Origin of the sequence: Cytobacillus sp. FSL R5-0569, from assembly GCF_038007265.1 — a bacterium.
In the GTDB taxonomy this organism is placed as follows: domain Bacteria; phylum Bacillota; class Bacilli; order Bacillales; family Cytobacillaceae; genus Cytobacillus; species Cytobacillus kochii.
The window spans coordinates 314,339-335,928 of sequence record NZ_JBBOWW010000001.1 but is presented as its reverse complement, the minus strand read 5'-3'; the positions used below and the strand labels follow the sequence as shown (position 1 = coordinate 335,928).

The 21,590-nt window shown below is 38.0% G+C and carries 18 protein-coding genes and 1 riboswitch; of the genes, 2 read left to right on the top strand and 16 right to left on the bottom strand.

Features of this window, described 5'->3' with window-relative positions:
• Positions 1–11: 11 nt before the first annotated feature.
• Positions 12–725: a MerR family transcriptional regulator gene (locus tag MKX78_RS01810; RefSeq protein ID WP_307315604.1), complete on the top strand. Its 714-nt coding sequence runs from the start codon at positions 12–14 to the stop codon at positions 723–725.
• Between the two features lie 11 nt (positions 726–736).
• Here MKX78_RS01810 and MKX78_RS01805 read toward each other — a convergent pair whose 3' ends face one another.
• Positions 737–2,059: a TrkH family potassium uptake protein gene (locus MKX78_RS01805; protein WP_322910287.1), complete on the bottom strand. Its 1,323-nt coding sequence runs from the start codon at positions 2,057–2,059 to the stop codon at positions 737–739.
• A gap of 736 nt (positions 2,060–2,795) precedes the next feature.
• Positions 2,796–2,947: riboswitch (cyclic di-AMP (ydaO/yuaA leader) on the bottom strand.
• 226 nt (positions 2,948–3,173) lie between these two features.
• On the opposite strand from MKX78_RS01805, the gene MKX78_RS01800 reads away from it, so the two are divergent.
• Complete coding sequence (locus MKX78_RS01800) at positions 3,174–4,073, top strand: 3-hydroxyacyl-CoA dehydrogenase (protein ID WP_095370937.1); 900 nt, start codon at positions 3,174–3,176, stop codon at positions 4,071–4,073.
• Between the two features lie 528 nt (positions 4,074–4,601).
• Here the strand turns inward: MKX78_RS01800 and MKX78_RS01795 are convergent.
• The 15 genes from MKX78_RS01795 to MKX78_RS01725 all read right to left on the bottom strand — a co-directional run bounded on the left by MKX78_RS01795 (position 4,602) and on the right by MKX78_RS01725 (position 21,166).
• Positions 4,602–5,570, bottom strand: coding sequence for an LLM class flavin-dependent oxidoreductase (locus MKX78_RS01795; protein ID WP_341049525.1), 969 nt, complete (start codon positions 5,568–5,570; stop codon positions 4,602–4,604).
• A 154-nt stretch (positions 5,571–5,724) separates the two neighbouring features.
• Positions 5,725–5,994, bottom strand: a complete 270-nt coding sequence (locus MKX78_RS01790) for a hypothetical protein (RefSeq protein WP_095370940.1) — start codon at positions 5,992–5,994, stop codon at positions 5,725–5,727.
• Between the two features lie 75 nt (positions 5,995–6,069).
• Positions 6,070–7,482 carry a catalase gene (locus MKX78_RS01785; RefSeq protein WP_322910283.1) on the bottom strand — a complete coding sequence of 471 codons (1,413 nt, stop codon included), beginning with the start codon at positions 7,480–7,482 and terminating at the stop codon, positions 6,070–6,072.
• A gap of 292 nt (positions 7,483–7,774) precedes the next feature.
• Positions 7,775–9,655, bottom strand: coding sequence for a helix-turn-helix domain-containing protein (locus MKX78_RS01780; protein ID WP_095370942.1), 1,881 nt, complete (start codon positions 9,653–9,655; stop codon positions 7,775–7,777).
• A 143-nt stretch (positions 9,656–9,798) separates the two neighbouring features.
• Positions 9,799–10,818 (bottom strand): 4-hydroxy-2-oxovalerate aldolase, encoded by a 1,020-nt coding sequence (gene dmpG, locus MKX78_RS01775; protein ID WP_307315616.1) that lies wholly within the window; start codon positions 10,816–10,818, stop codon positions 9,799–9,801.
• 16 nt (positions 10,819–10,834) lie between these two features.
• Complete coding sequence (locus MKX78_RS01770) at positions 10,835–11,710, bottom strand: acetaldehyde dehydrogenase (acetylating) (RefSeq protein WP_322910281.1); 876 nt, start codon at positions 11,708–11,710, stop codon at positions 10,835–10,837.
• Positions 11,711–11,736: 26 nt separating this feature from the next.
• On the bottom strand, positions 11,737–12,486 hold the full coding sequence (locus MKX78_RS01765; RefSeq protein ID WP_322910280.1) for an IclR family transcriptional regulator: 750 nt from the start codon (positions 12,484–12,486) through the stop codon (positions 11,737–11,739).
• 142 nt (positions 12,487–12,628) lie between these two features.
• Complete coding sequence (locus MKX78_RS01760; RefSeq protein WP_095370946.1) at positions 12,629–13,918, bottom strand: MFS transporter; 1,290 nt, start codon at positions 13,916–13,918, stop codon at positions 12,629–12,631.
• 65 nt (positions 13,919–13,983) lie between these two features.
• Entirely contained in the window at positions 13,984–14,778 is a 795-nt protein-coding gene (locus MKX78_RS01755) for a 2-keto-4-pentenoate hydratase (RefSeq protein ID WP_095370947.1), read from the bottom strand.
• A gap of 60 nt (positions 14,779–14,838) precedes the next feature.
• Complete coding sequence (locus MKX78_RS01750; protein ID WP_095370948.1) at positions 14,839–15,696, bottom strand: alpha/beta fold hydrolase; 858 nt, start codon at positions 15,694–15,696, stop codon at positions 14,839–14,841.
• Positions 15,697–15,716: 20 nt separating this feature from the next.
• A complete protein-coding gene (gene hpaD / locus MKX78_RS01745) occupies positions 15,717–16,673 on the bottom strand; it encodes a 3,4-dihydroxyphenylacetate 2,3-dioxygenase (RefSeq protein ID WP_322910278.1) in 957 nt (318 codons plus the stop codon).
• A gap of 34 nt (positions 16,674–16,707) precedes the next feature.
• The gene (locus MKX78_RS01740) at positions 16,708–17,496 is read right to left on the bottom strand and encodes an FAD synthetase family protein (RefSeq protein WP_340977412.1); all 789 of its coding nucleotides are present in this window, start codon (positions 17,494–17,496) and stop codon (positions 16,708–16,710) included.
• A 20-nt stretch (positions 17,497–17,516) separates the two neighbouring features.
• Positions 17,517–17,996 (bottom strand): flavin reductase family protein, encoded by a 480-nt coding sequence (locus MKX78_RS01735; protein WP_095370951.1) that lies wholly within the window; start codon positions 17,994–17,996, stop codon positions 17,517–17,519.
• Between the two features lie 17 nt (positions 17,997–18,013).
• A complete protein-coding gene (locus MKX78_RS01730; RefSeq protein WP_341049520.1) occupies positions 18,014–19,192 on the bottom strand; it encodes an acyl-CoA dehydrogenase family protein in 1,179 nt (392 codons plus the stop codon).
• 1,704 nt (positions 19,193–20,896) lie between these two features.
• Positions 20,897–21,166: a hypothetical protein gene (locus MKX78_RS01725; protein WP_224938243.1), complete on the bottom strand. Its 270-nt coding sequence runs from the start codon at positions 21,164–21,166 to the stop codon at positions 20,897–20,899.
• Positions 21,167–21,590: the final 424 nt, after the last annotated feature.

Genomic DNA, 21,590 nt, shown 5'->3' with positions numbered 1-21,590 from the left:
GGAGAGAAAAGATGGATTATTTTTCGACGGGTAAAATTGCTAAAGATTGGTCCATTTCTGTTAGAACTTTACGATATTATGATGAAATTCAATTAGTCACCCCTACTTATAAAGATGATTATGGCAAACGTTTCTATACACAACTAGACTTACTTCGTCTGCAAAAAGTATTGCTATTAAAGAAAGCGAATATGTCGTTAGAAGATATACAAAAGCTCATTGACGAGACGACTGTATCATCAGTGCTAGATATCCACCTTCAAACATTGAAATCGTCAATTGACGATATCGTACAAGCACAAAAATATACACAAACTTTAAGGAACAGTGTAGATTTAGAAGGAGAGATTGGTTGGGAACAACTTCTTCCCTTAACGTTAAAAGAGAGTGAGGATCATACACCGCTAACAAAGGAATGGGAGACATCACTTCCCAAATTAGAGAATGATGATGGTCAAATTAAGAAATGGATGAATATTATTAAGCGCATAGAACTTTGTTTAAAAAATGGAGAAGCGCCTTCTTCTGACGTTGCCCAATTAATTGCGAGTGATGTGGAAATTTACTCAATGGAAATGTTCAACGGTAATCAAGCACTCTCTGAACAATTTTGGGAAGCACGAAGATCAAAAGAGCAATCAAAATCATTAAACTTATATCCTATTAAGCAAGAAGTTATCGAGTTTCTCGAGTCAGCCCTTACCTATATGAACAATAAAAGCTGACTCAATTATATTTAACCTGTCATGATATCTTCACTCGGATATCTTATCTTCTCTTGTCTTGGTTTGGCTAGAGAAAAGGCAAATGTTAAAGGCCCAATTTTTCCGAGAAACATAATAAATACTATAATAATCTTACCAATGTTAGATAGATCAGCCGTAATCCCCATAGAAAGCCCAACAGTCCCAAAAGCTGAGACCGTTTCAAATAATAATTTTAAAAACGGCTCTGGTTCTGTAATATTGAGAATAAACACAGCTAAGAAGATAAATAAGAAACTAATCATAGAAATGGCCAATGATCTAAATATGATGGTTTCTTTAATTGCTCTATTAGCAATGGTAATTTGCTGCTTTTGCTTTAAAAAACTGATAACTGATAATACGATGACTAAAAAAGTTGTTAACTTAATTCCACCACCAGTAGAGCCGCTACCCGCACCAACAAACATGAGAAGTAGCATGAAAGTAATGGTTGCTTCATGCATATTACCTATATCGATTGTATTGAACCCTGCCGTCCTCGGTGATGTCGCTTGAAAGTAAGCTGCCCAAAGTTTATCACTCATTTCAGACATAGCGCCTAATGTATGTGGATTATGGAACTCCATCACGAATATAACTAACATCGCAAAAGCATTGATAACTACAGTGCCGACAATCATCAGTTTTGAATGTAAGCTCAGTTTCTTAAATTTACGTTTATACCAAATATCCGCTAAAACAGTGAAACCAATACCGCCAAGAATGAACAAAGATGAAATAACAATATTAATAATAGGGTCCCCCACATATCCCATTAAATTATCAGGAAACAGCGATAAGCCAGCATTATTGAAAGCGGAAATGGAGTGAAAGAAGCTGAGGTACATACCCCTTCCCCAACCAAATTCAGGGACCCAAGTAATGGCTAAAAAACACATAGCAATTAATTCAATCGTGAAGGAATAAATGAATAAACTTTTTACTAATTTAATGATTCCACCAATAGATGTATGGTTTAATGACTGTTGAACTAATAACCGCTCCCTAAACCCTATCCTTTTACCAAGGAGCATAAAAATTAACACTGCAAATGACATGATCCCTAATCCACCAATTTGTATTAACGCAAGGATGACTAATTGCCCAAATAGTGTATAGACCGTACCAGTATCTACAACAGCTAACCCTGTTACCGTCATGGATGAAGTTGCTGTAAATAATGCATCTGTCCAAGTAACCTGTGTTGTCGTTGCAAATGGAAGTTTTAAAAAAATCGTCCCTAATATAATGAAAAACAAGAACACTAACAATAACAACTGAGATGGATTTAACCGAACGATTGCGTTGTTCATCTTTCTATGCTCCTTCTTTTTCAAAGTATAATGACTCTTTTTTTACCCACTACTATTAAAATATCATTCATCTGAATTAGTCCTTCTTCACTTGGAGAAACGGTAAAGTTCTGTTCTCGCCTGAATACCGACAATATGACAATTAAACCGCTTAGCAATTCGTAAATCTTTTAATTTACGCCCCCAAAATTTCTTTCCTAAAGCATTTCAGCGATGGTGTAATCATGAGCAAATTCAAAAAAATCAACCATTGAAAGTGTGACAATATTTCCTGCTCTTATAGTCATATCTCTCTTAATGAATCACTCGGTCAACACCTATCCTTTCTAACACTTTCTCATGAAAATTGTTATGCGCTTTGACCCCCATACCCTTCAGAAGAAAGGCTGTTAAAATACTTCATTGCACATCTTCTCCAAACGAAATAAAAACATGATTCACCCCTTCTTACCTTAACGTGTGCTCATCTAGTGAATGTAAACAGCAACATTTGTAGAGAGGTCGCGATGTTTAATTACTTTCATTTCATCCTTATCTACTGCTAAAACTTCAACATTCATCTCTTTCAGTTCTTGTAGCATCGTTGCTCAAAATGCCCCAAACCAGACAAAGCAAAGGTTTTCTTTATAGGCTATCCCATCCTTACTATCGATTTGTGAGTACTTCAATGAGAAAAAAGGAACAGCAAAAAGACCACAGAGGGATCCCCCGTGGTCACGTTATTTGATCACAAGTTACCATCTTTTCTTAACGCTTACGAAGTTAGCTGTCGGATTAGGGTCAAGAATAACCCTTCCTTTTTACATTCTTTAAAGGATTCACCCCAAGTAGATTACCTCTACAAAAGTGGTTCCTCCGCTCCAATTAAGGATTCAGCGATTGAGATGATATTTAATTGATGAAGTTATATTACTCCCCTTTTTGTTATCTGTAAAGATAAAATAAAAAATGTTTACCAAACCATCCATTTACCTACATTAAATGAAGAGCCATGTTAACGAATAAAGATGTTTCAGTTTTACTTAACAATCCTTCTATAAGTCGAAAGTCATAGAAGGTAAGACTATGCCATAATGAAAATGTGAAAATAACTTTTTATAAAGAGGGGATTACAATGGGATTCAAACATATCACAGTTGCAGGTAGTGGGGTACTTGGCAGTCAGATTGCTTACCAAACAGCGTATAGTGGATTTCAAGTAAGTGTGTATGACATTTCTGAGGAAGCACTAGCAACAGCAAAAGGTAGAATATTGAAGCTGAAGGAAAGCTATAAAAATGATTTACAGGCAACCGATGAACAAGTCGATGCGGCATTCGAACGGATGTCTTTTTATACTGATTTATCTAAAGCTGTCGAGCAAGCTGATTTAGTGATTGAAGCTGTTCCAGAAGTGGTTAGCATTAAAGAAGACTTTTATACAAAATTAAGTGCAGTCGCACCGAAAGAAACAATCTTTGCAACGAATTCATCCACATTACTTCCTAGCCAATTTGTAGCTTTCACAGGGAGACCGTCACAATTTCTAGCATTGCATTTTGCAAATGAAATTTGGAAAAACAATACGGCTGAAGTAATGAAACACCCCGGTACAGACATGAATGTTTTTAACCAAATCGTTGAATTTGCAAGAGAAATAGGGATGGTCCCTCTACAATTGCATAAAGAACAACCAGGGTATATCTTAAATTCCTTACTCGTTCCATTATTAGAGGCAGGACAAATGTTATTAGTGAATGAAGTAGCTGACCCAGAAACCATTGATAAAACATGGATGATTGGCACTGGTGCTCCACTAGGCCCGTTCGCTATACTTGATGTCGTTGGAATCCGCACAGCTTACAATATCTCACAAGCAAAAGCCGATGCAACCGGCAATGAAGCCTTTAAAAAATTAGCTCACCTATTAAAAACGGAGTATATAGATAAAGGTAAACTCGGACGAGAAACAGGAGAAGGCTTCTATAACTATCCGAATCCAAGTTTTGCTGATCCTGAGTTTTTAAAAAGGTAACGAGGGCGCAATTGAAAAATTGATATCCTTAGAACCTTAGTATATTTTAGGGCGTCTAAAAAGTCGGCAATGAGACTTTCTGGATGCCCTTACTATTGTAAATGTTTTGCCCACTTTGTATATTTGGTGGAACTTGTGGTCGCATATCCGCTTTACCAACATTTCTCATTTGCCAACACTTCCTGGTACTTTTCATCCCACTTGGGTTCGCATTTCCAATTTACCAACACTTCTCGGCGCTTTTCTTCCCACTTATGTTCGCATTTCCGCTTTGCCAACACTTCTCGGCACTTTTCATCCCACTTGGGTTCGCATTTCTCATTTACCAACACTTCTTCTCGCTTTTCATCCTGCTTGTATTCGTATTTACTATTTGCAGGCACAAACTCGTCACTATTAATCCCAGTTGAGTTGGTTCGGGTTTGTGGAAAAACCCTTCCTCTTCTTCTCCACCTTTACACTTGCCAACACATTTTTTGTTAGTTAAATTCTATTAATGCGTGTACTACTTGAGAGTTAACCACATCTTCAGAAAAACATTTCTGCAATGCGTTCATAAGATTGGCGTTGATCAGCAAAATGATAGGTGTTATTTAATAATAACCAGTGGTCACATTCATAAAGTTCGCTCCATTTGCAGAGCTCTTCTTTTACTTTTGCTGGCCCACCGATAATCATTCTTTTTCTATTCAATGCGATTCTTTTTTTATCTTCTGTTGTTAACCGCATTGCTTTTGCTTCCTCAAGTGTCGGAATCCGACTATCAATTCCTTTTTCCGTCCTTAATAACCATATATCTTGTGTAATGGCCATTTCCTCTGCGTCTTCATCTGTCGCACCACAAATGACAAATACAGCAGTAATCGCTTGCGGATTTACTAAAAAGCCCGGCTGAAAATACTCCCGATATTGTTTGTGGGCCTGCACGCCTCTTCCAGATTGAATAAAGTGACCAAAGACATAACCAATTCCAAGCTCTGCTGCTAGCTGGGCACTATTCTCCCCAAGACCCAGACTATAAAGCTGCGGCGATACCCTCGGCCTAGGTGTCGCTTGCACCGACTGATCCCCTGCGAAATAATGCAGCATTTGTTTTATCTTTTCAGGATAAATGCCCGTTTCATTCTTCACACCATTAGCTAAGGCTTTACGAATTCGTTCTGGTCCCCCTGGTGAACGTCCTACACCTGCCTCAATCCTACCTGGAAAAATTGATTGAAGTTGTAGCATTTGTGTAGCCACTTTATACGGACTATACTGAGACAATAAAATCCCGCCACTGCCTACATGAATGGTCTTTGTTTTTGCCGCTGCTGTTGCCATTAGGATTTCAGGTGCACTAGAAGTCATCCCTTTTGTCCCGTGGTGCTCAGCAAACCAATAACGCTCATATCCCCATTCTTCTGCCATCTGTACTTTATGGATTGTTTCTTCTACCGTTTCCTCAACTGACAAGTGACGTGGTCTCGGCATTTGATCAAGAATTCCTAAATGCATGCTTCATACCCTTTCTAAACGATCGTTTTAATAAAGAAAAGTATACCAGTCTGTTGACCAACTTCAAACGGAGTTGCTTGAATAATCGACTCCAAATAGGCATGCATCTATCTAATCTTTTCCAATCCATAAAAAAAACCAGCTGATAGCTGGTTTATTCGACTTCCACTATATCAGGACTGATTTCTAACCTCTCAGCAATTTCTTTCTTAATATCATCAGCTGAATTGAATTCAAAATCATAAAAGTGGTCCCATTCTTTCGCTGGCTCATAATCATTTAGAAGCTCCATATTTTTCCCGTAAAACAAAACGGTATCGACTCTTAATAAAGCGTCTGCTGCTTCCTTCTGATCATTATCGTCTGTAAAATATTCTTCCATCTCATCCTGTAATACGACTTTCACAGCTGTTAATTCTGCCATTTTATATCGCCTCCATCTCTTACGTATTAATTACCTCGTAACAGATTATTTTAAACGGAGGTTATGCTGAGAATTTTAGACATGCTTGGCAATCGCTTCCCCAAGTTCTGAAGAAGCTCGGTGAAAATATGACAATACCACTTCTTTTATATCTTGATCAATCCCTTTTAAATCTGCAGCAATATTATTGACTAAATGTTCTTTCTCTTGTGGACTTAAAGCGTGATAAAATTCTCCAGCCTGCGCATAATCATTTTGTTTTATTAAATCACTTCTTTGTAATTTCCCTTCAACAAATCGGCCATCTCCACTTGTCACCTGGTTGGCAGGTGTCCAATCTGCTTGGCCATTTACTGGCAACTTCCTAAACCCAGGTCCGATTCTTCTTCTTTGTGAATCGCTATAAATATTCGCTCTACCTTGAAGCATCTTATCATCGGATAACTCCGCTCCCTCTAACAGGTTAACAGGTGAAAAAGAGACCTTCTCTACTTCTTCCATATAATTTTGGGGGTTTCTATTTAAAACCATTCGACCAACTGGTACCAATGGATACTGCCTTTCATCCCACACTTTCGTATCATCAAGCGGATCATACGATAACTTTTCCTCATCCATGGGATCCATTAATTGAACGTATAATCCGTACTCTACTGTTTTGCCAGATGCAATGGTATCAAAAAGATCTTTCCCAGCATAATCTGGATTCTCACCGGCTAGTTTGCCCGCTTCCTGCCTCGTAATATATTCAATACCTGCAAACGGATACCAATGATATTTCACATATTTCCTTTCTCCCTTCGCATTACGCCAGACATATGTATTCACACTATGTCCTGGGATATGACGCAAACTTTTCACTGTTCCAGCATCTGAATATAGATGGACAACAAAATTTAACGACTCTGGTGCTCGTGCTACAAAGCTCCAGAAGCGATTGGGATCAATTAAATTATTGACTGGAGATGGTAAAAACGCTTTAATCGCCTCAGGGAAACGAATCGTATCACGCACAGAGAAAACAGGAATATGATTACAAATTAAATCAAATATCCCCTCTTCTGTATAAAACTTAGTTGCAAACCCTCTTACATTCCTTGATGTATCAGGCGTTCCTTTCGTACTCACTGCTAATGAAAACCGCACCATTACAGGTACTTGTTGACCAGGACGCTGTAGGAAACTAAGCTGTGTATGTTCTTTCATTGAATGCACCGTTTGAAAATAGCCAAAAGCACCGAATCCTTTGACATGAACAGGTCGTTCAATGATTTTCTCATGGATAAATTCTTGCAGTGTTTCATGTTCTACACTATCCTGTTTTAAAATAGGTCCTCTTTTGCCAACAGTTTGTGAATGAAGCTTTGCAGGTTCGTCCCCTTTCCATTTATTTATATCCCTCTCTTCCACTTTTTCTTGCGCTTGACTTCCTCGACTATTGAAATGAATCTTTGCTTGTCGCTCGTGTTTTTCGTTGTTTTCGTCCATAATTCCCTCCATATTTTTCTATGTCTTCCTGTTAATTTAATATGAAGGACAACTTCGTTTTATGTTACTTTCTATAACAACTTTCTTAGAATTCTATCGAAGCATACAAGCTGATCATTACAACGAACATTAAATAGATAGGAGTACTTTATTAAAAAGTGGAGGGAGTGCCTTCAATATGACTTATTAAAAGTTTGACCCTTAATATTATCCGTTTAATGGAAATACCAGACGTTCAATTACATTAAACAACCACCAGAACCAACTCTGGTGGGGTAATATAATCATCTACTTAGTTCATTTTCAATTCTCCTAAAGCAATTAAAGATTGCATAATCAAGAATAGTTGATGTGTTTCTTGAGGATTACGCAAATCCTTATCTAATGTATGTTCAATCTTTCGAATGCGATGGCGAAGACCGCTCATAGATAAATTCAGATCTGCTGTCGTTTGTTCCAATTTTCCTCCGTTTAGTAAAAACACATATAAGGTTTGCAATAAGTCCACCATCTTGCTATCCGATAAATCATATAGTGAGCCTAATTCCTGCTTGGCAATTGTTTTCACCCCAGCTGTATTTTTAGAATTAATCAGAACACCAACGATTCCTAATTGTTTAAAGGACATCATATTTTCCTTTGAAGATAGTCTTAAAGAAACAAGGGCTTCTTCATAGTGTTGATGGGCACTTGTAATCTCATTTCCTTGATTGCTAAGACCAATTGTAAATTCACCATTAGGAAAGTCCGCACGTAAGGTCTTCATTAATGGGCGGAAGAATGTTTCATGATGCTCATATGAAAGTGCCGCATCAGGGATCAGAATGATTAGATGATGATCACGCATATTAATTAATACACTTTTCTTTTTTTCACTAAAGTATTGAATCATCCATTCATATATATCTTCCTGCAACTGAAATTCTTCTTCAAAGGATTCTGTACCAATACTAAAATCGATCATGACTAAGAAATAGGACTGTGTTAAATCGATACCCGTATATTTACCCCTTTTAATAATCTCTGCTTTAGACGTTTCTCCTTCTAATATACGTTCAAGGAAACTACCCTTCATTCTTTCTAACGATTCAAATCGAGTTTTTTCATTTAATAATATAAGGGAAGCAGCATTAGCAAATCGTTCCAGTAATAAATAGTCAGATTCATGACTGTTATCTATCATTGGTTCATAAACAAATGAGCAGTACCCTTGAATTTTCTTTTGCACTAAAATTGGAGCCATCAGCCTTGTTTGCTTTTCAGTATGGACGATTCTCTTTTGAAAAAACAATGGATAGGTAGGGGGCTTTTCTTCCTTATCATTCATAGGAAATGAAAAATATTGCTTCATATCATCCGTCAGTTCACCGCATTCATCTGGAGATAAGCCTGCACTAGACATTTGATAAAAATCAATAGACTCTATCACAATTGGTATTTTCATATGATCGTAGACAAGTTCAGTAATTTCTTCTAAACTACTGCCCCCAGAAATCTCTTCAGTTAATTTACTTTGAAATTCAGCCAGTTTTGTTACAAAATTACGTTGATCTAATAATTGTTCATATGTATAAGCTAACTCTTTAACGATGGGGGTTTCTTCATATGGAGAATGAGCATCTTCACCCTCCATCTCCCATTGTTCTTGCGATTGGATTGTCCATTTGCATTCAGCATCACCCTTCGCCACACAACACGTTTCTTTTACTAGCAACGACACACCTGTGATAGTAGTCATATAGCCGCTTGCATAACCTACTAATGTATGACATTGAGGTGTATCACTATAACCATGTAGTCGTATATGTTCTTCAGCCTCATAAGAACCATACCAAATACCCTCCGAATAGAGAGATTTCACATGCTGATTGTCTTCACACATTGTTAAATGGCATATATGCTTCACACCTGTAATTTGTCCATTTTCCTTATGATACAGGGGGCCGTGCTTGATTAAATAAGGAACCGAAGTATGCTCTTTCATTGCCTTTTTAGCATCCTTCACACCATTCTCCCATCCAAAAGAAAATAAGAAACTTTTTAGGCGTTCAAAACCTATATGCTTAACGAGTTGATGACGCAAAATACCTAGTGATGCCGATGGTGTCGAAACAACTCTTTCATGTCCTTTTGTAATAGGATTGATTGAAACTTCATCAACAACAATATGCATTGATAACCTCCTAAAGCGCAAGATTGAAAGCGCAAACATTTCTATTTTTATAAAAAAAGGGGGAATTTCGCCCCTTCCAGTCTATTTTATTAGAAAATTTAAACATTCGCGAGTTTTGAAACGAAGGTTCGCTGCTTTGAACTTTAGACGAATGTTTTTACTTTTGCTAATTCTGCCGCCACATCAACAATCATATCTTCTTGCCCGCCGACAACTTTTCGGTTACCTAGTTCAATTAAAATATCTCGTGCATCTAAATTGAACTTTTCTGCTGCACGCTGGGCATGTAAAGCAAAACTAGAATAAACGCCTGCATATCCAAGAACTAAACTATTTTTAGTAATTTCTTGAGGAACAGGTAAGATCGGTGCCACAACATCTTCTGCTAGATCCATCATTTTATAAAAGTCCACACCTGTTTCAATGCCCATCCGATCTAATACACCTACTAACACTTCTGTTTGCGTATTACCCGCACCTGCTCCGAGACAACGTACACTTCCATCGATTCTTGTTGCGCCTGCTTCAATGGCAGCTAACGTATTTGCCATTGCTAATGAAAGATTATTATGAGCATGGAAACCAATTTCCACACCAATGGTTTCTTTCATTGCTTTGATTCTTGTTGTTACTTGATTTGGTAATAAAGCTCCAGCTGAATCAACGACATAAACAATATCGGCACCGTAACTTTCCATTAGTTTTGCTTGTTCCACGATTTTCTCCGGTTCTGCCATATGAGACATCATTAAGAATCCAACCGTTTCCATTCCAAGCTCTTTGGCAGCGTAAATATGTTGGGCAGACACATCTGCTTCTGTCACATGTGTAGCGATACGCGCCATCTTCGCCCCTAGTTGCTGGGCTTGTTTCAATTCTTTAACTGTCCCTATACCAGGAATTAACAACACAGCAACCTTTGAAAAGTCAGTTACAGCAACAGCTGCTTCTATTAATTCAAACTCATTTGTTTTTGACCTGCCATATTGCAAAGAAGATCCCGCTAGGCCGTCTCCATGAGCTACTTCAATATAAGGCACCTTAGCCTCATTCAATCCTTTGGCAATCTTCTCTACTTGCTGAACAGTATATTGATGTGAAAGCGCATGACTCCCATCTCGCAATGCCACTTCCGTTAATAATACCTTTTGACGTTCGGTCATATGAATCTCTCTCCTTTTACTGTGTAATTAAATTCTTTGCAAACTCTTCAGCTACCTTTACGCCAGCTGCTGTCATAATATCTAGATTTCCTGAATATTTAGGTAAATAATCGCCGGCTCCTTCCACTTCTATAAAGATAGTTACTTGATTACCGTCAATAATTGGCTCCGTCCGTAATCGGTAGCCTGGCACATAGCTCTGCACAGTTTTTTCCATATCAGCAATTGATGCCTTAATCTCTTCTTCCTTCATCGTCCCCTCTTCCACTAACGTGTAGACGGTGTCTCTCATGAGTATTGGCGGTTCTGCTGGGTTTAATATAATAATAGCTTTCCCTTTTTTCGCTCCACCCACTTCTTGAATCGCCCTTGAAGTTGTTTCAGTAAATTCGTCGATATTAGCCCTCGTACCAGGTCCGGCACTTTTACTTGAGATTGTCGCAACGATTTCAGCATAGGCAACTGGACTCACTCGGTTCACCGCATGTACCATTGGTATAGTTGCCTGACCGCCACATGTAATTAAATTGATATTCGCAGCATCTAAATGTTCCTTTGAATTAACCGGGGGAACAATCAACTTACCTACAGCTGCTGGTGTCATATCAATGACCTTCTTACCTGCTGCTTTTAAAGCTTTTGCATGACGAATATGCGCTTTTGCTGATGTCGCATCAAAAACAATATCTGCAAGTTCCGGCTGTTCTAAAAACCCATCAATCCCAGTATCAATGGCGACATACCCTAATTCCTTCGCACGTCTTAAGCCATCAGAATTTGCATCAATACCTATCACCGTTGTAAGTTCTAAAATGTCTGATCGACCTAATTTAATCATCAAATCTGTTCCAATATTACCTGATCCTAAAATCGCTACTTTTACTTTACTCAAACCTCAGTTCCCTCCTTAATTTCCTTCTAATATCCAAGTGTAGTTGAAATTTCATTGGCAGCAGTTTTAATTCCAGTAATAACCTCTTGTTGATGTCCCTCATTTAATCGTACTGTTGGTACCGCACAACTAATGGAACCAACTACCCTTCCTTGATAATTAAAGATCGGGCTTGCTGTACATATAAGACCGATTTCAATCTCCTCGTTATCAACAGCGAATCCCTGCTCTTTCACTACAGCTAATTCCTTTACTAATGCTTGCTTAGTAACAATGGTATTCTCAGTGAACGACTCTAAAGTAAGGGTTTCGATGATTTCTTCTTGTTCTTTTTTTGGTAAAAAAGCCAATATCGCTTTCCCTACTCCCGTACAGTGAAAGGGTGCCCTCCTACCAATCTGCGAATAGATTCGTAAAGAATGAGTACCTTCCTTCTTTTCAATGTAAATCGCTTCACCTTGCTCAAAAGATACTAAATGCACCGTTTCTTTTAGAGTAGTAACAAGCTTATTGATGATTGGCCTCGAAACTTCAGCGTAATCGAGTTGGTTCTCAACAATATGACCTAGTTGAAAAAGCTTCATACCTAAACGATACTTACCACTTTCCTCATTTTGATAAAGATAACCTTTCGAGGCCAAAGTTTTTATTAAACCATGTACCGTGCTTTTAGAGAGTTCCATGGCTTCCGCTATTTCTTTTACACTTAACTCTTTTTGACCATTAAGGAATAATTCTAAAATGTCTGTTGCACGCAAAACTGATTGTATCGTCATACATCCTCCAACGTTCGATAATATCGAATGGTATTCATTAATATCATATTAAAATTGTAGGATGTTTTCCTTTTGTTTGTCAATATAATTATTCTGATTTTTTATTTTTTTCAAAAACTAATTGTAACCGCATTCATTTTCTTTATGCTACGTTTGATTGAATATTCTCATCTTTATTTGGCCGGACAAATAACCAGACAAGTCCACCGCAAATAAGGAGGATTATACCGCATAATTGAAATGCCATATGAAAGCCCGCTGCTTGTGTTGCAGATCTTTCAATAAGAAGACCAGTAATATAAGGACCAACGATTCCTCCTAAAGAGGTAAACGCCATAAACCACCCTTGCACTTTACCTATATGCTCTTTTGAGACCATACTCGAAAGAATAGTCGGACCAAGCACAAGTGTGATACAACCGAAAGTAAGCCCTAAAGAAAGAAAGGCAATCACCAACATATTCGCATTTAGTAATGTTCCTATAAAGTAACTAACTGCTCCCGCTAGCATCACCGGACCCAGTACAAACACTCGACCCTTCACGATACTTTTCGTTTTCTTAAATAATCGATCTGAGACAGTAGAGAAGGTGATTTGAGAAATGGTAATCATTATCCATGGGAGTGCTGCTACTATAGATAAGGTTTCTGCACTCAATTGACGGACATTTTCCAAGTAATTAGGAAGCCAATTTAAACCAATGGTAAAAGACCAATACGTTGCAAAACCACAAATGGCAATAAGAATAAAGTTTTTTGACCTTAGCACTGGTCCAAATTTACTTACTGCTGTTTGTTGGCCTTGTTGGCGATTAGCCTTGTATTTTGCTATTGCTTCTTTGCGATCATTTTCTGCAATCATTAGCCAAAATACAACCCAAATCAAACCGACAATACAAGTTGCTAGAAATGCCGAACGCCAACCAAATTGAGTGATTAATGAAATAAGTATAGGTGCCGACATAGCTACCCCTAAAGGACCACCTACAGAAACAAGTGTTAAACCTATCCCAAGCTTCTCTTTTGGTAGATATTTTGTTGCAGCAGTCATAGCGAGTGAATAAGATGGTCCCTCCCCTGCGCCTAGTATAATGCGTGTTATCAATAAAAAGGTAAAGCTTGATACAAATAGGGTAGAAAACTGCACTGTCGCCCAAACAATTGCCATACCAGCAATAACAATTTTTGCACCGAATCTGTCAGCTAACGTTCCCCCGATAATAGCAAAAATAGAATATAAAAAGAAAAAGGCACTTCCAATGATCCCCCACTGTTCAGCATTCAACCCTAATTCTTCCATCAGAGGAACAGATGCAAATCCAATAATCGCTTTATCTGCATTACTAATCACTGTCAGTAAAAATAATAAAATAATAATTAGAATAGCCTGACGCGAGATTTTACCTTCTTTCGTACGAGGATTTTTCGCCATTTAGATGACCTCACTCTCAAGATTTTTAAGATAAAGTAAGCGAAGGACTATGCTCCGCTATGTTTTTAAAAACTCACTTCTACACTCACAAGTCCACTAAATTCTGCTTTAAATGAATCGCCTCTCTCCACAGGAATCGCTGCAGATAATGCACCTGATAAAATGACTTCTCCTGCCTTCAAGTGAACACCATAGTCAGACAGCTTATTAGCTAACCAAGCAACACAAGTTATCGGATTACCTAATACATCCGCACCATAGCCTTTATTAATCAATTTGTTATTTTTGTATAACTTCATTTCCATTTCTTTTAGCTTCACACTATCAACAGCATATCGTTCTTCACCTAAAACAAATTGGGCACTTGAGGCATTGTCAGCAATAGTATCTTCCAGTTTAATTCGCCAATTTTCGATTCGACTATCCACAATTTCTAAAGCAGGGATAATATAATCAGTGGCTGCTACAACATCGGCCTCTGTTATGTTGGGCCCCCGCAAATCATGCTTCAATACAAACGCAATTTCTCCCTCAATTTTCGGCTCAAATAATTTATCCATAGGAATGGCCGATTTTTGCATGGTGACATCCATGCTACTTAATAAATGGCCATAGTCTGGCTGATCAACCCCTAAGGCCTTTTGCATAGCTAGAGAGGTTAAACCGATTTTCTTCCCAACTATCTTTTCTCCTTGAGCCAACTTCACATCAATATTTTCCATCTGAATCTGATACGCCTCATCAACTGATAGTTGCTCGATTTCATCTGTTAATGGCTGGAGGGATTTCTTTGTTTCCTCCGCTTCTAAAAGCGCTTGAGCAGCTTCTTTTAGTTGATCATTTAACTGTAGTGTCATCATTGAACCTCCTTCTATATGGAAAGACCCCGCCACTTTGTTAAGAGACGGGTGTATAAATATTTATTTAGATACCACTTGTTTTTTTAAAAAATCAATAGTCACCTGATTGAATTCTTCCGGTTTTTCCCATTGTGGCCAGTGGCCAGCCTCATTGATTACTGTCAGTTCACTCCCTGGAATCATCTCTTTGATCGGTTCTGCTTCTTCTACTGTTGAAGTTGGATCATGGTCAGTCCAAGCAAGTAATGTTGGTACATTGATTTTGCCACACCATGATGGGTCCCAACTAAATTGTTTTCTTGCTTCGATGTTTTGCAAATGGACAATATGATGGACAGCTTCCTGATAAGCAGGTTGAGTATAAATATTGTACCGAGATTCAATTAACTCATCTGTTACTTGTGATTTATCATACATTAACCATTCTAATCTCGTTTTCACATTTTCATAGTTTGCTTCAAGTACAGCTTTTAATGTTGACGCTTTTAGCCCTGCCATAACTTCAGGTTTGTTATTCACATTACCAGGAGTATTGAGCACCATGGATTCCACATAGGACGGATGGTGAGCAGCAAACCAGGCAGCCACCCATCCACCAAGAGACTCGCCAGATAAATATACTTTTTCTAAATCAAGCGCTTTGATTACAGCTAATAAATGGTCACTGTAACTATCAATGCCGTACGGATAGTCTGGCTTTTCTGTATATCCATGACCTAACATATCGATACATATCACGCGGAAATGCTCAGCCAATCCTTTGATATTTCTTGCGTAAGCCTCGATGTGCCCCCCTGTACCATGTAAAAGTAAAAGAGGCTCTCCTGTTCCCGATTCTAGTACTCTCGTTTTCACCCCATCTGCATCGACAAAATGAAGTTTAAATTCGATATCTGCTAAATCGTTCCAAATAGACATATAATCCTCTCCTATTCTCTTTATTTTGTCACTTTCTCTTTCATCCACTCATCATTCACTGGTGTTGTTTCAAAGAAAGAATCCGGCACTGATGGTCCCCACCATAAACGACCCTTTGTATCATATTCTTCCTTGGTCCAGCCAATTGGTGGTAAATCAGTATCACGTTTATAATCACCAGAATAAATCTCAATACGATGACCGTCTGGGTCTCTTACATATAAGAAGAAGGCATTTGTTACCCCATGACGACCTGGTCCATAATCGATATTTGCGCGGTAGCCTGCGTCTGCAAGTAAGTCAGCCGTTTTCACAACGGAAGAAATACCGTCTACAATATAAGCAATATGATGCAGAGATGTTTCTTTATGTTGGACAAGGGCTACGTCATGTGTAGATGTTTTCGCTCTTGTCCATGCAGCAAATTTCCCCTCATCTCCTTGAACATATTCTGAAATGCTAAAGCCAATTGCTTGCCAGTATTCTAATGCTTTATCTACATTTGTTACACGCAGGTTCATATGATCGATTGCTACTGGCGGTATACCACGATGTAAATGGGAGTACCTCATTGGCAAGGCATCTACTCCGCCACTTTTGTTCCCTACATTAATCTCTTCCATTGCATGATAGAATTCAACCGGATGACCATTTGGCTCAGCTACTTTAAGTACCGGCCCTTTTCCTGGGTGGATACTATTCTCGACATATTGAGTGGCAACTCCCATTTCTTGATGTTGCTTCTCTAACTCTCTTAAATACTCAGGACTAGATACACGTAGACTAAAACTACCAAGAGCTGCTTTTGGCTTTTGCGTTAAAATTAAAGAATAACGATCAAATTCATCAATAGCACGCAAATATAGACTTGACTCTGTTCTTTCCACTTCAATAAACCCTAGTACATCTACATAAAAGTCTTTAGACTTATTTAAATCTGTTACAAACAGCTCGATTTGCCCTAAACGAAGAATCATTACTCTTCACTCTCCTATTTATCAATATATTGATTTAACTGATTTGTTCTTTTGCATCTGTTTTTTTCAACCAATGAATGCTTAATTCTTTTGGTAAGGTCTTGTTCGATTGCCATTCTACTTCTTCTTTGCTAAGGACTTTGACTGTATGCATATCCCCTTGGCAATTCACTTCATATTCACCAAGTGCAGGTAGAGTATAAAAAGGTTTAACCCAGTACGTGCTACCGTTCCTTTGCAACTTCACTTGATACGGCCTACCAAGAAGCGCATTTGCTAAATCTACTTCCCCCTGCTGTAAACAGCTGCGGATATAAGAGGAACTAATTTTCAACCCATTTCTGCTCAATTTTGAAACAGATGTTGTCGTTATTTGATAGCCTGAATCAGTTGCTAATCTGGCCATATGTCCGACTCCCTTGTTACCATAATGAAAGTCGAAACCAGCAACTGCATGTTTAACGCCGAGAGTGAGTAAATATTGCTCAACAAATGCTTCTGGGGAGAGGCTAGCAAATGCATGATTAAATGGAACGATATAGAAAAGATCGACACCAAGAGAACTCATTCTCTTTTTCTTTTCCTCTAATGGCATTAAATAAGGAAAGTCAGATCGCTTCATTAACACCGTTTTCGGATGAGGAAAGAAACTCATGATTGCTAGTGGCAGGTTGCGTTTATTTGCTTCCACCTTTGCTTGGCGAATGACTTCTTGATGACCAATGTGAAGGCCATCGAAAAATCCGAGCGCCATCACACATGATTCTATGTTTTTACCTAATACGCCATGGAGCTCTTCCTCATTTAAGACGATGGTTTTCATCTGACTTCCCTCCTTTATTGTTAGGAAATTGGCTCTTCTACTGCTATCATTGAACGGTATTTGCCGTTAAAGAATAATAATGGATCTTTTTCTTCTAAATACACATCCTTCACGCGACCAATAAATAACGTATGATCACCTTCTACATGTGTGGCCGATACTTCACATGCCATTTGTGCCACTGCCCCGTCAATGACCGGCATGTCATTTAATCTCGCGAATGACACTTCCTTTGTTTCCTTTAACTGTCCAGCAAAATTCATAGACAGCTCTTTTTGATCATCAGCCAAAATATTGACGGTGAATATCCCACTATCTTTAATTTTCGAAAGGATATTCGCTCTCTCCCCAATAGAGATAACGACTAATTTAGGATCAAGTGATACCGACATAAAGGCATTAGCCGTCATCCCATGAACATTCCCATTTGTTTCGGTTGCAATCACCGTTACACCGGTGGCAAATTTACTCATTGCATTTCTAAATAAACGATCATCCATCTTTACCTCTCCTTTCATTAACCTCTGACGCCACTCTCAAATCCAAATAAGTCTTGCCCGTAAGCAGCAACAGAATCTTCATAAAGTGATGTTTTATGTGTAGCCACGGATAAAATATCGCGGATAAACATTTCTAAAGTCCCACCTTTATACAGTGCAGCACCACCAAGTGTTAACATGGCACGAACAGCGATATCTGTACAAAGCTTTATAATTTTAGTTCTAATGGCAAAAAACTCCCCGAGTGGTGTCATTTCGCCATCCTTTTCGTAATTTTCTAATAAAGAAATGTATTGAGCCATCAACCCTTTTGCTGCATGCAAATCAGTAGAAATTTCTGCTATTACACGTTGACTTCGAGGGGACTCACTTTCTCTCACACCATCCATCAAACGAACACGCTTTTCCGTTAACACTTTAAACTCTTCAATCACTCGCTCTGCACCACCGATGGCAATCGCCGGGAATCCAATATAAAATGCCGGATAAAATGGCACATGATAAAACGGATAACTTTTATCATAATCTTCTTCTGGTGGCCTTCTTGTTGATTCCGCTTTTTCTAAATCGAGAATACGCTCTTTCGGTACGTACACATTATCTGCAATGATTTGGTTACTTCCCGTCCCTCTTAATCCAAAAGTATCCCAATTTTTAACGATTTCAACCTCAGATGTTTTCAAAATGGGTAGGCAGACTACTGGTTTATCACGTCCTGGTAATTGAACTTTCACCCCTACGCCAACCCAATCACTATGAAGAATGCCACTGACAAAATTCCATTTCCCACTAATTCTTAATCCATCTCCATCAGGTTCTGCTGTACCTAATGCTGCAAAGATATCTGCAATCAATCCACCTTGATTGACTACTTCATCTCTTCCTGCTTTCGGTAAATAAGATGGTAATGAATTGTGTAAAGGGTAAAGGAAGGTTAACCAAGCAGCAGAAAGATTATAATTTGCCACCTTTTGAATCACTTTTGCAAAAGTAGTTAAACTCGCTTGTGGCCCACCATATTCCCTCGGTAACATCATCCTTGAGATTTGTGTTTCTTTTATCAAATTCACGACATTTGCTGAAACCGTGGCATTCTTATCAGCCTCATGTGCTTCTTCTTCAGCGAGCATACCAATCTTCTCGGCTCCCTGTAATAGCGCTTCTTCCGTTATATTATCCACCGTATTAACATTCATTGTTACTCACCCCGTTTATGAAATATAAAAACAATTAATTTGATATCGCTTACATTGTTGATTCGAAATTTTCTTTTAATTAAGTTTCTACTGTTAGTGTAGTGAAAAATGAAAATTCAAACTAGAACAAAAACTGTTCATGATTTTTGATTTTTTCGTCTTTATTTGTTCATGCCGGAAAACTTTTTTACAAAATAACTGGCGTAAAATGAAAAAGAAGCGTTCAAATGAAGAACGCTTCTTTTTTGTGATTTTATGAAAATATCGTCTAATAATACAGAGAGGAGTTGCTGTGAAAATCAACTATTAATTTCCATTGGGCCCCATAGTAGAGGATTCTTGTTTGTGATGCTCTCGACTCTGGAATCTTTCCTGGCAGCCGCGAAGAATGTACAAAAACAAATATCTGCTAATAAATTTTAACTCACAATTTCACTTGCTTTTCTTGTACCATTTTACGCGTAAACACAACATGCACGCAGTTCTTTACCTTTTACCTCCATATCAGTCGCGATTTTCCCTTTTATGCTACTTATCTTTGTGTTTTTGTTCAGATTAGTCGCGATCTCCTCTTTTTCACTACTTATCTTTGTGTTTTTGCTCTGATCAGTCGCGATTTCTCCTTTTTCACTACTTATCTTTGTGTTTTTGTTCAGATTAGTCGCGATTTCCTCTTTTATGCTACTTATCTTTTAGTTCTTGTTCAGATTAGTCGCGATTTCTCCTTTTTCGCTACTTATCTTTGTGTTTTTGCTCTGATCAGTCGCGGTTTCCTCTTTTTCGCTTCTTATCTTTTTGTTTTTGTTCAGATCAGTCGCGATTTCTCCTTTTTCACTACTTATCTTTGTGTTTTTGCTCTGATTAGTCGCGATTTCTCCTTTTTCACTACTTATCTTTGTGTTTTTGTTCAGATCAGTCGCGATTTCCTCTTTTTCTCTACTTATCTTTGTGTTTTTGCTCTGATCAGTCGCGATTTCCTCTTTTACCCTACTTATCTTAGCTTTCTTGTTCAGATTAGTCGCGATTTCTCCTTTTTCGCTACTTATCTTTGTGTTTTTGCTCTGATCAGTCGCGATTTCTCCTTTTTCACTACTTATCTTTGTGTTTTTGCTCTGATTAGTCGCGATTTCTCCTTTTTCGCTACTTATCTTTGTGTTTTTGCTCTGATCAATCGCGATTTCCTCTTTTATGCTACTTATCTTTGTGTTTTTGTTCAGATTAGTCGCGATTTCCTCTTTTATGCTACTTATCTTTGTGTTTTTGTTCAGATTAGTCGCGATTTCCTCTTTTTCACTACTTATCTTTGTGTTTTTGCTCTGATCAGTCGCGGTTTCCTCTTTTTCGCTACTTATCTTTGTGTTTTTGTTCAGATCAGTCGCGATCTCCTCTTTTTCACTACTTATCTTTGTGTTTTTGCTCTGATCAGTCGCGATTTCCTCTTTTTCACTACTAATCTTTCAGTTTCCACTCTGATTAGTCGCGACTCCTCCTTTTACCCTACTTATCTTTGATTTTTTGGATGACTTTTGCTCGTATACGCAACTTGCCCCAAGTTTTCTTTCTTTTCCTATTAGTTTTTGTCCGCAAACTCAACTTCTTGGGCAGGCAGACGATTTTTCTTTTCTGCCCCCCTTGTGATTCTTCCTTTGACAACGCTCACAGCTCAGGTTCTGATATCAAGGAGACCAAATACCAAATTTACAATCAAAGGAAAGAAACAAGTAAAACAATAATAGGAAAGAGAACAAAAAACCCATTTAACCCTTGTAAAAAGATAATGAGCGGGCTCATGCTATTTTTGTTCCTAATATAAAAGAAAGAAATGATAGCTAAAATGGGGGTAAGTAATCCAAAGATGCCATAGACCTTGCCGGTTGTGTCTAAAAGCTCTTGAATAATTAAAGAAGTAAGAACGATATTTACTAGCAACAACAATAAAGGAATTAGCATTTTCTGTGCTTTGTACTGCTCCACCTCTATCACCATCCTCTAGATCATTTATTAATAGATGAACAATAAAAACAAAAAGAGAAGATTTAACATCAAATATCGAAATAAATATTTACTTTTTTGCATCCATGATTCTACCGCATCCATTAGAAACATCATGGCCAAAATGAGATATAATCTACTCGGTAATAACAAGTCAGTGTTTTGCAGACCCAAAATTAAATAGAGAAATAGCATGAAAATGAATACGAACCGAAGTATAGTAAAAATTTTAATTGGCTTTACATTACTTTTTTCAAAAAACAAACCCATTTTTTCATCTACTTTCAAAGATTTTCTCCCTACTTCGCCGTTTAAAATAAAAGGTAATAAGCAGACTACCAGTAAAAACAAACAAGAGTGAGCCCCAAAATCCCCTTGATAAACTAGCGAAAAAATAGAAAAACAC

What these genes read in the sequence shown, in the direction of transcription:
- MKX78_RS01760 (WP_095370946.1), bottom strand. Translation starts at nt 13,918, where the DNA reads ATGGCGAAAAATCCTCGTACGAAAGAAGGTAAAATCTCGCGTCAGGCT.
- MKX78_RS01785 (WP_322910283.1), bottom strand. Translation starts at nt 7,482, where the DNA reads ATGGACGAAAACAACGAAAAACACGAGCGACAAGCAAAGATTCATTTC.
- MKX78_RS01730 (WP_341049520.1), bottom strand. Translation starts at nt 19,192, where the DNA reads ATGAATGTTAATACGGTGGATAATATAACGGAAGAAGCGCTATTACAG.
- MKX78_RS01750 (WP_095370948.1), bottom strand. Translation starts at nt 15,696, where the DNA reads ATGTCTATTTGGAACGATTTAGCAGATATCGAATTTAAACTTCATTTT.
- MKX78_RS01765 (WP_322910280.1), bottom strand. Translation starts at nt 12,486, where the DNA reads ATGACGATACAATCAGTTTTGCGTGCAACAGACATTTTAGAATTATTC.
- MKX78_RS01780 (WP_095370942.1), bottom strand. Translation starts at nt 9,655, where the DNA reads ATGCATATTGTTGTTGATGAAGTTTCAATCAATCCTATTACAAAAGGA.
- dmpG (WP_307315616.1), bottom strand. Translation starts at nt 10,818, where the DNA reads ATGACCGAACGTCAAAAGGTATTATTAACGGAAGTGGCATTGCGAGAT.
- MKX78_RS01800 (WP_095370937.1), top strand. Translation starts at nt 3,174, where the DNA reads ATGGGATTCAAACATATCACAGTTGCAGGTAGTGGGGTACTTGGCAGT.
- MKX78_RS01810 (WP_307315604.1), top strand. Translation starts at nt 12, where the DNA reads ATGGATTATTTTTCGACGGGTAAAATTGCTAAAGATTGGTCCATTTCT.
- MKX78_RS01735 (WP_095370951.1), bottom strand. Translation starts at nt 17,996, where the DNA reads ATGGATGATCGTTTATTTAGAAATGCAATGAGTAAATTTGCCACCGGT.
- MKX78_RS01755 (WP_095370947.1), bottom strand. Translation starts at nt 14,778, where the DNA reads ATGATGACACTACAGTTAAATGATCAACTAAAAGAAGCTGCTCAAGCG.
- MKX78_RS01805 (WP_322910287.1), bottom strand. Translation starts at nt 2,059, where the DNA reads ATGAACAACGCAATCGTTCGGTTAAATCCATCTCAGTTGTTATTGTTA.
- MKX78_RS01790 (WP_095370940.1), bottom strand. Translation starts at nt 5,994, where the DNA reads ATGGCAGAATTAACAGCTGTGAAAGTCGTATTACAGGATGAGATGGAA.
- hpaD (WP_322910278.1), bottom strand. Translation starts at nt 16,673, where the DNA reads ATGATTCTTCGTTTAGGGCAAATCGAGCTGTTTGTAACAGATTTAAAT.
- MKX78_RS01795 (WP_341049525.1), bottom strand. Translation starts at nt 5,570, where the DNA reads ATGCATTTAGGAATTCTTGATCAAATGCCGAGACCACGTCACTTGTCA.
- MKX78_RS01740 (WP_340977412.1), bottom strand. Translation starts at nt 17,496, where the DNA reads ATGAAAACCATCGTCTTAAATGAGGAAGAGCTCCATGGCGTATTAGGT.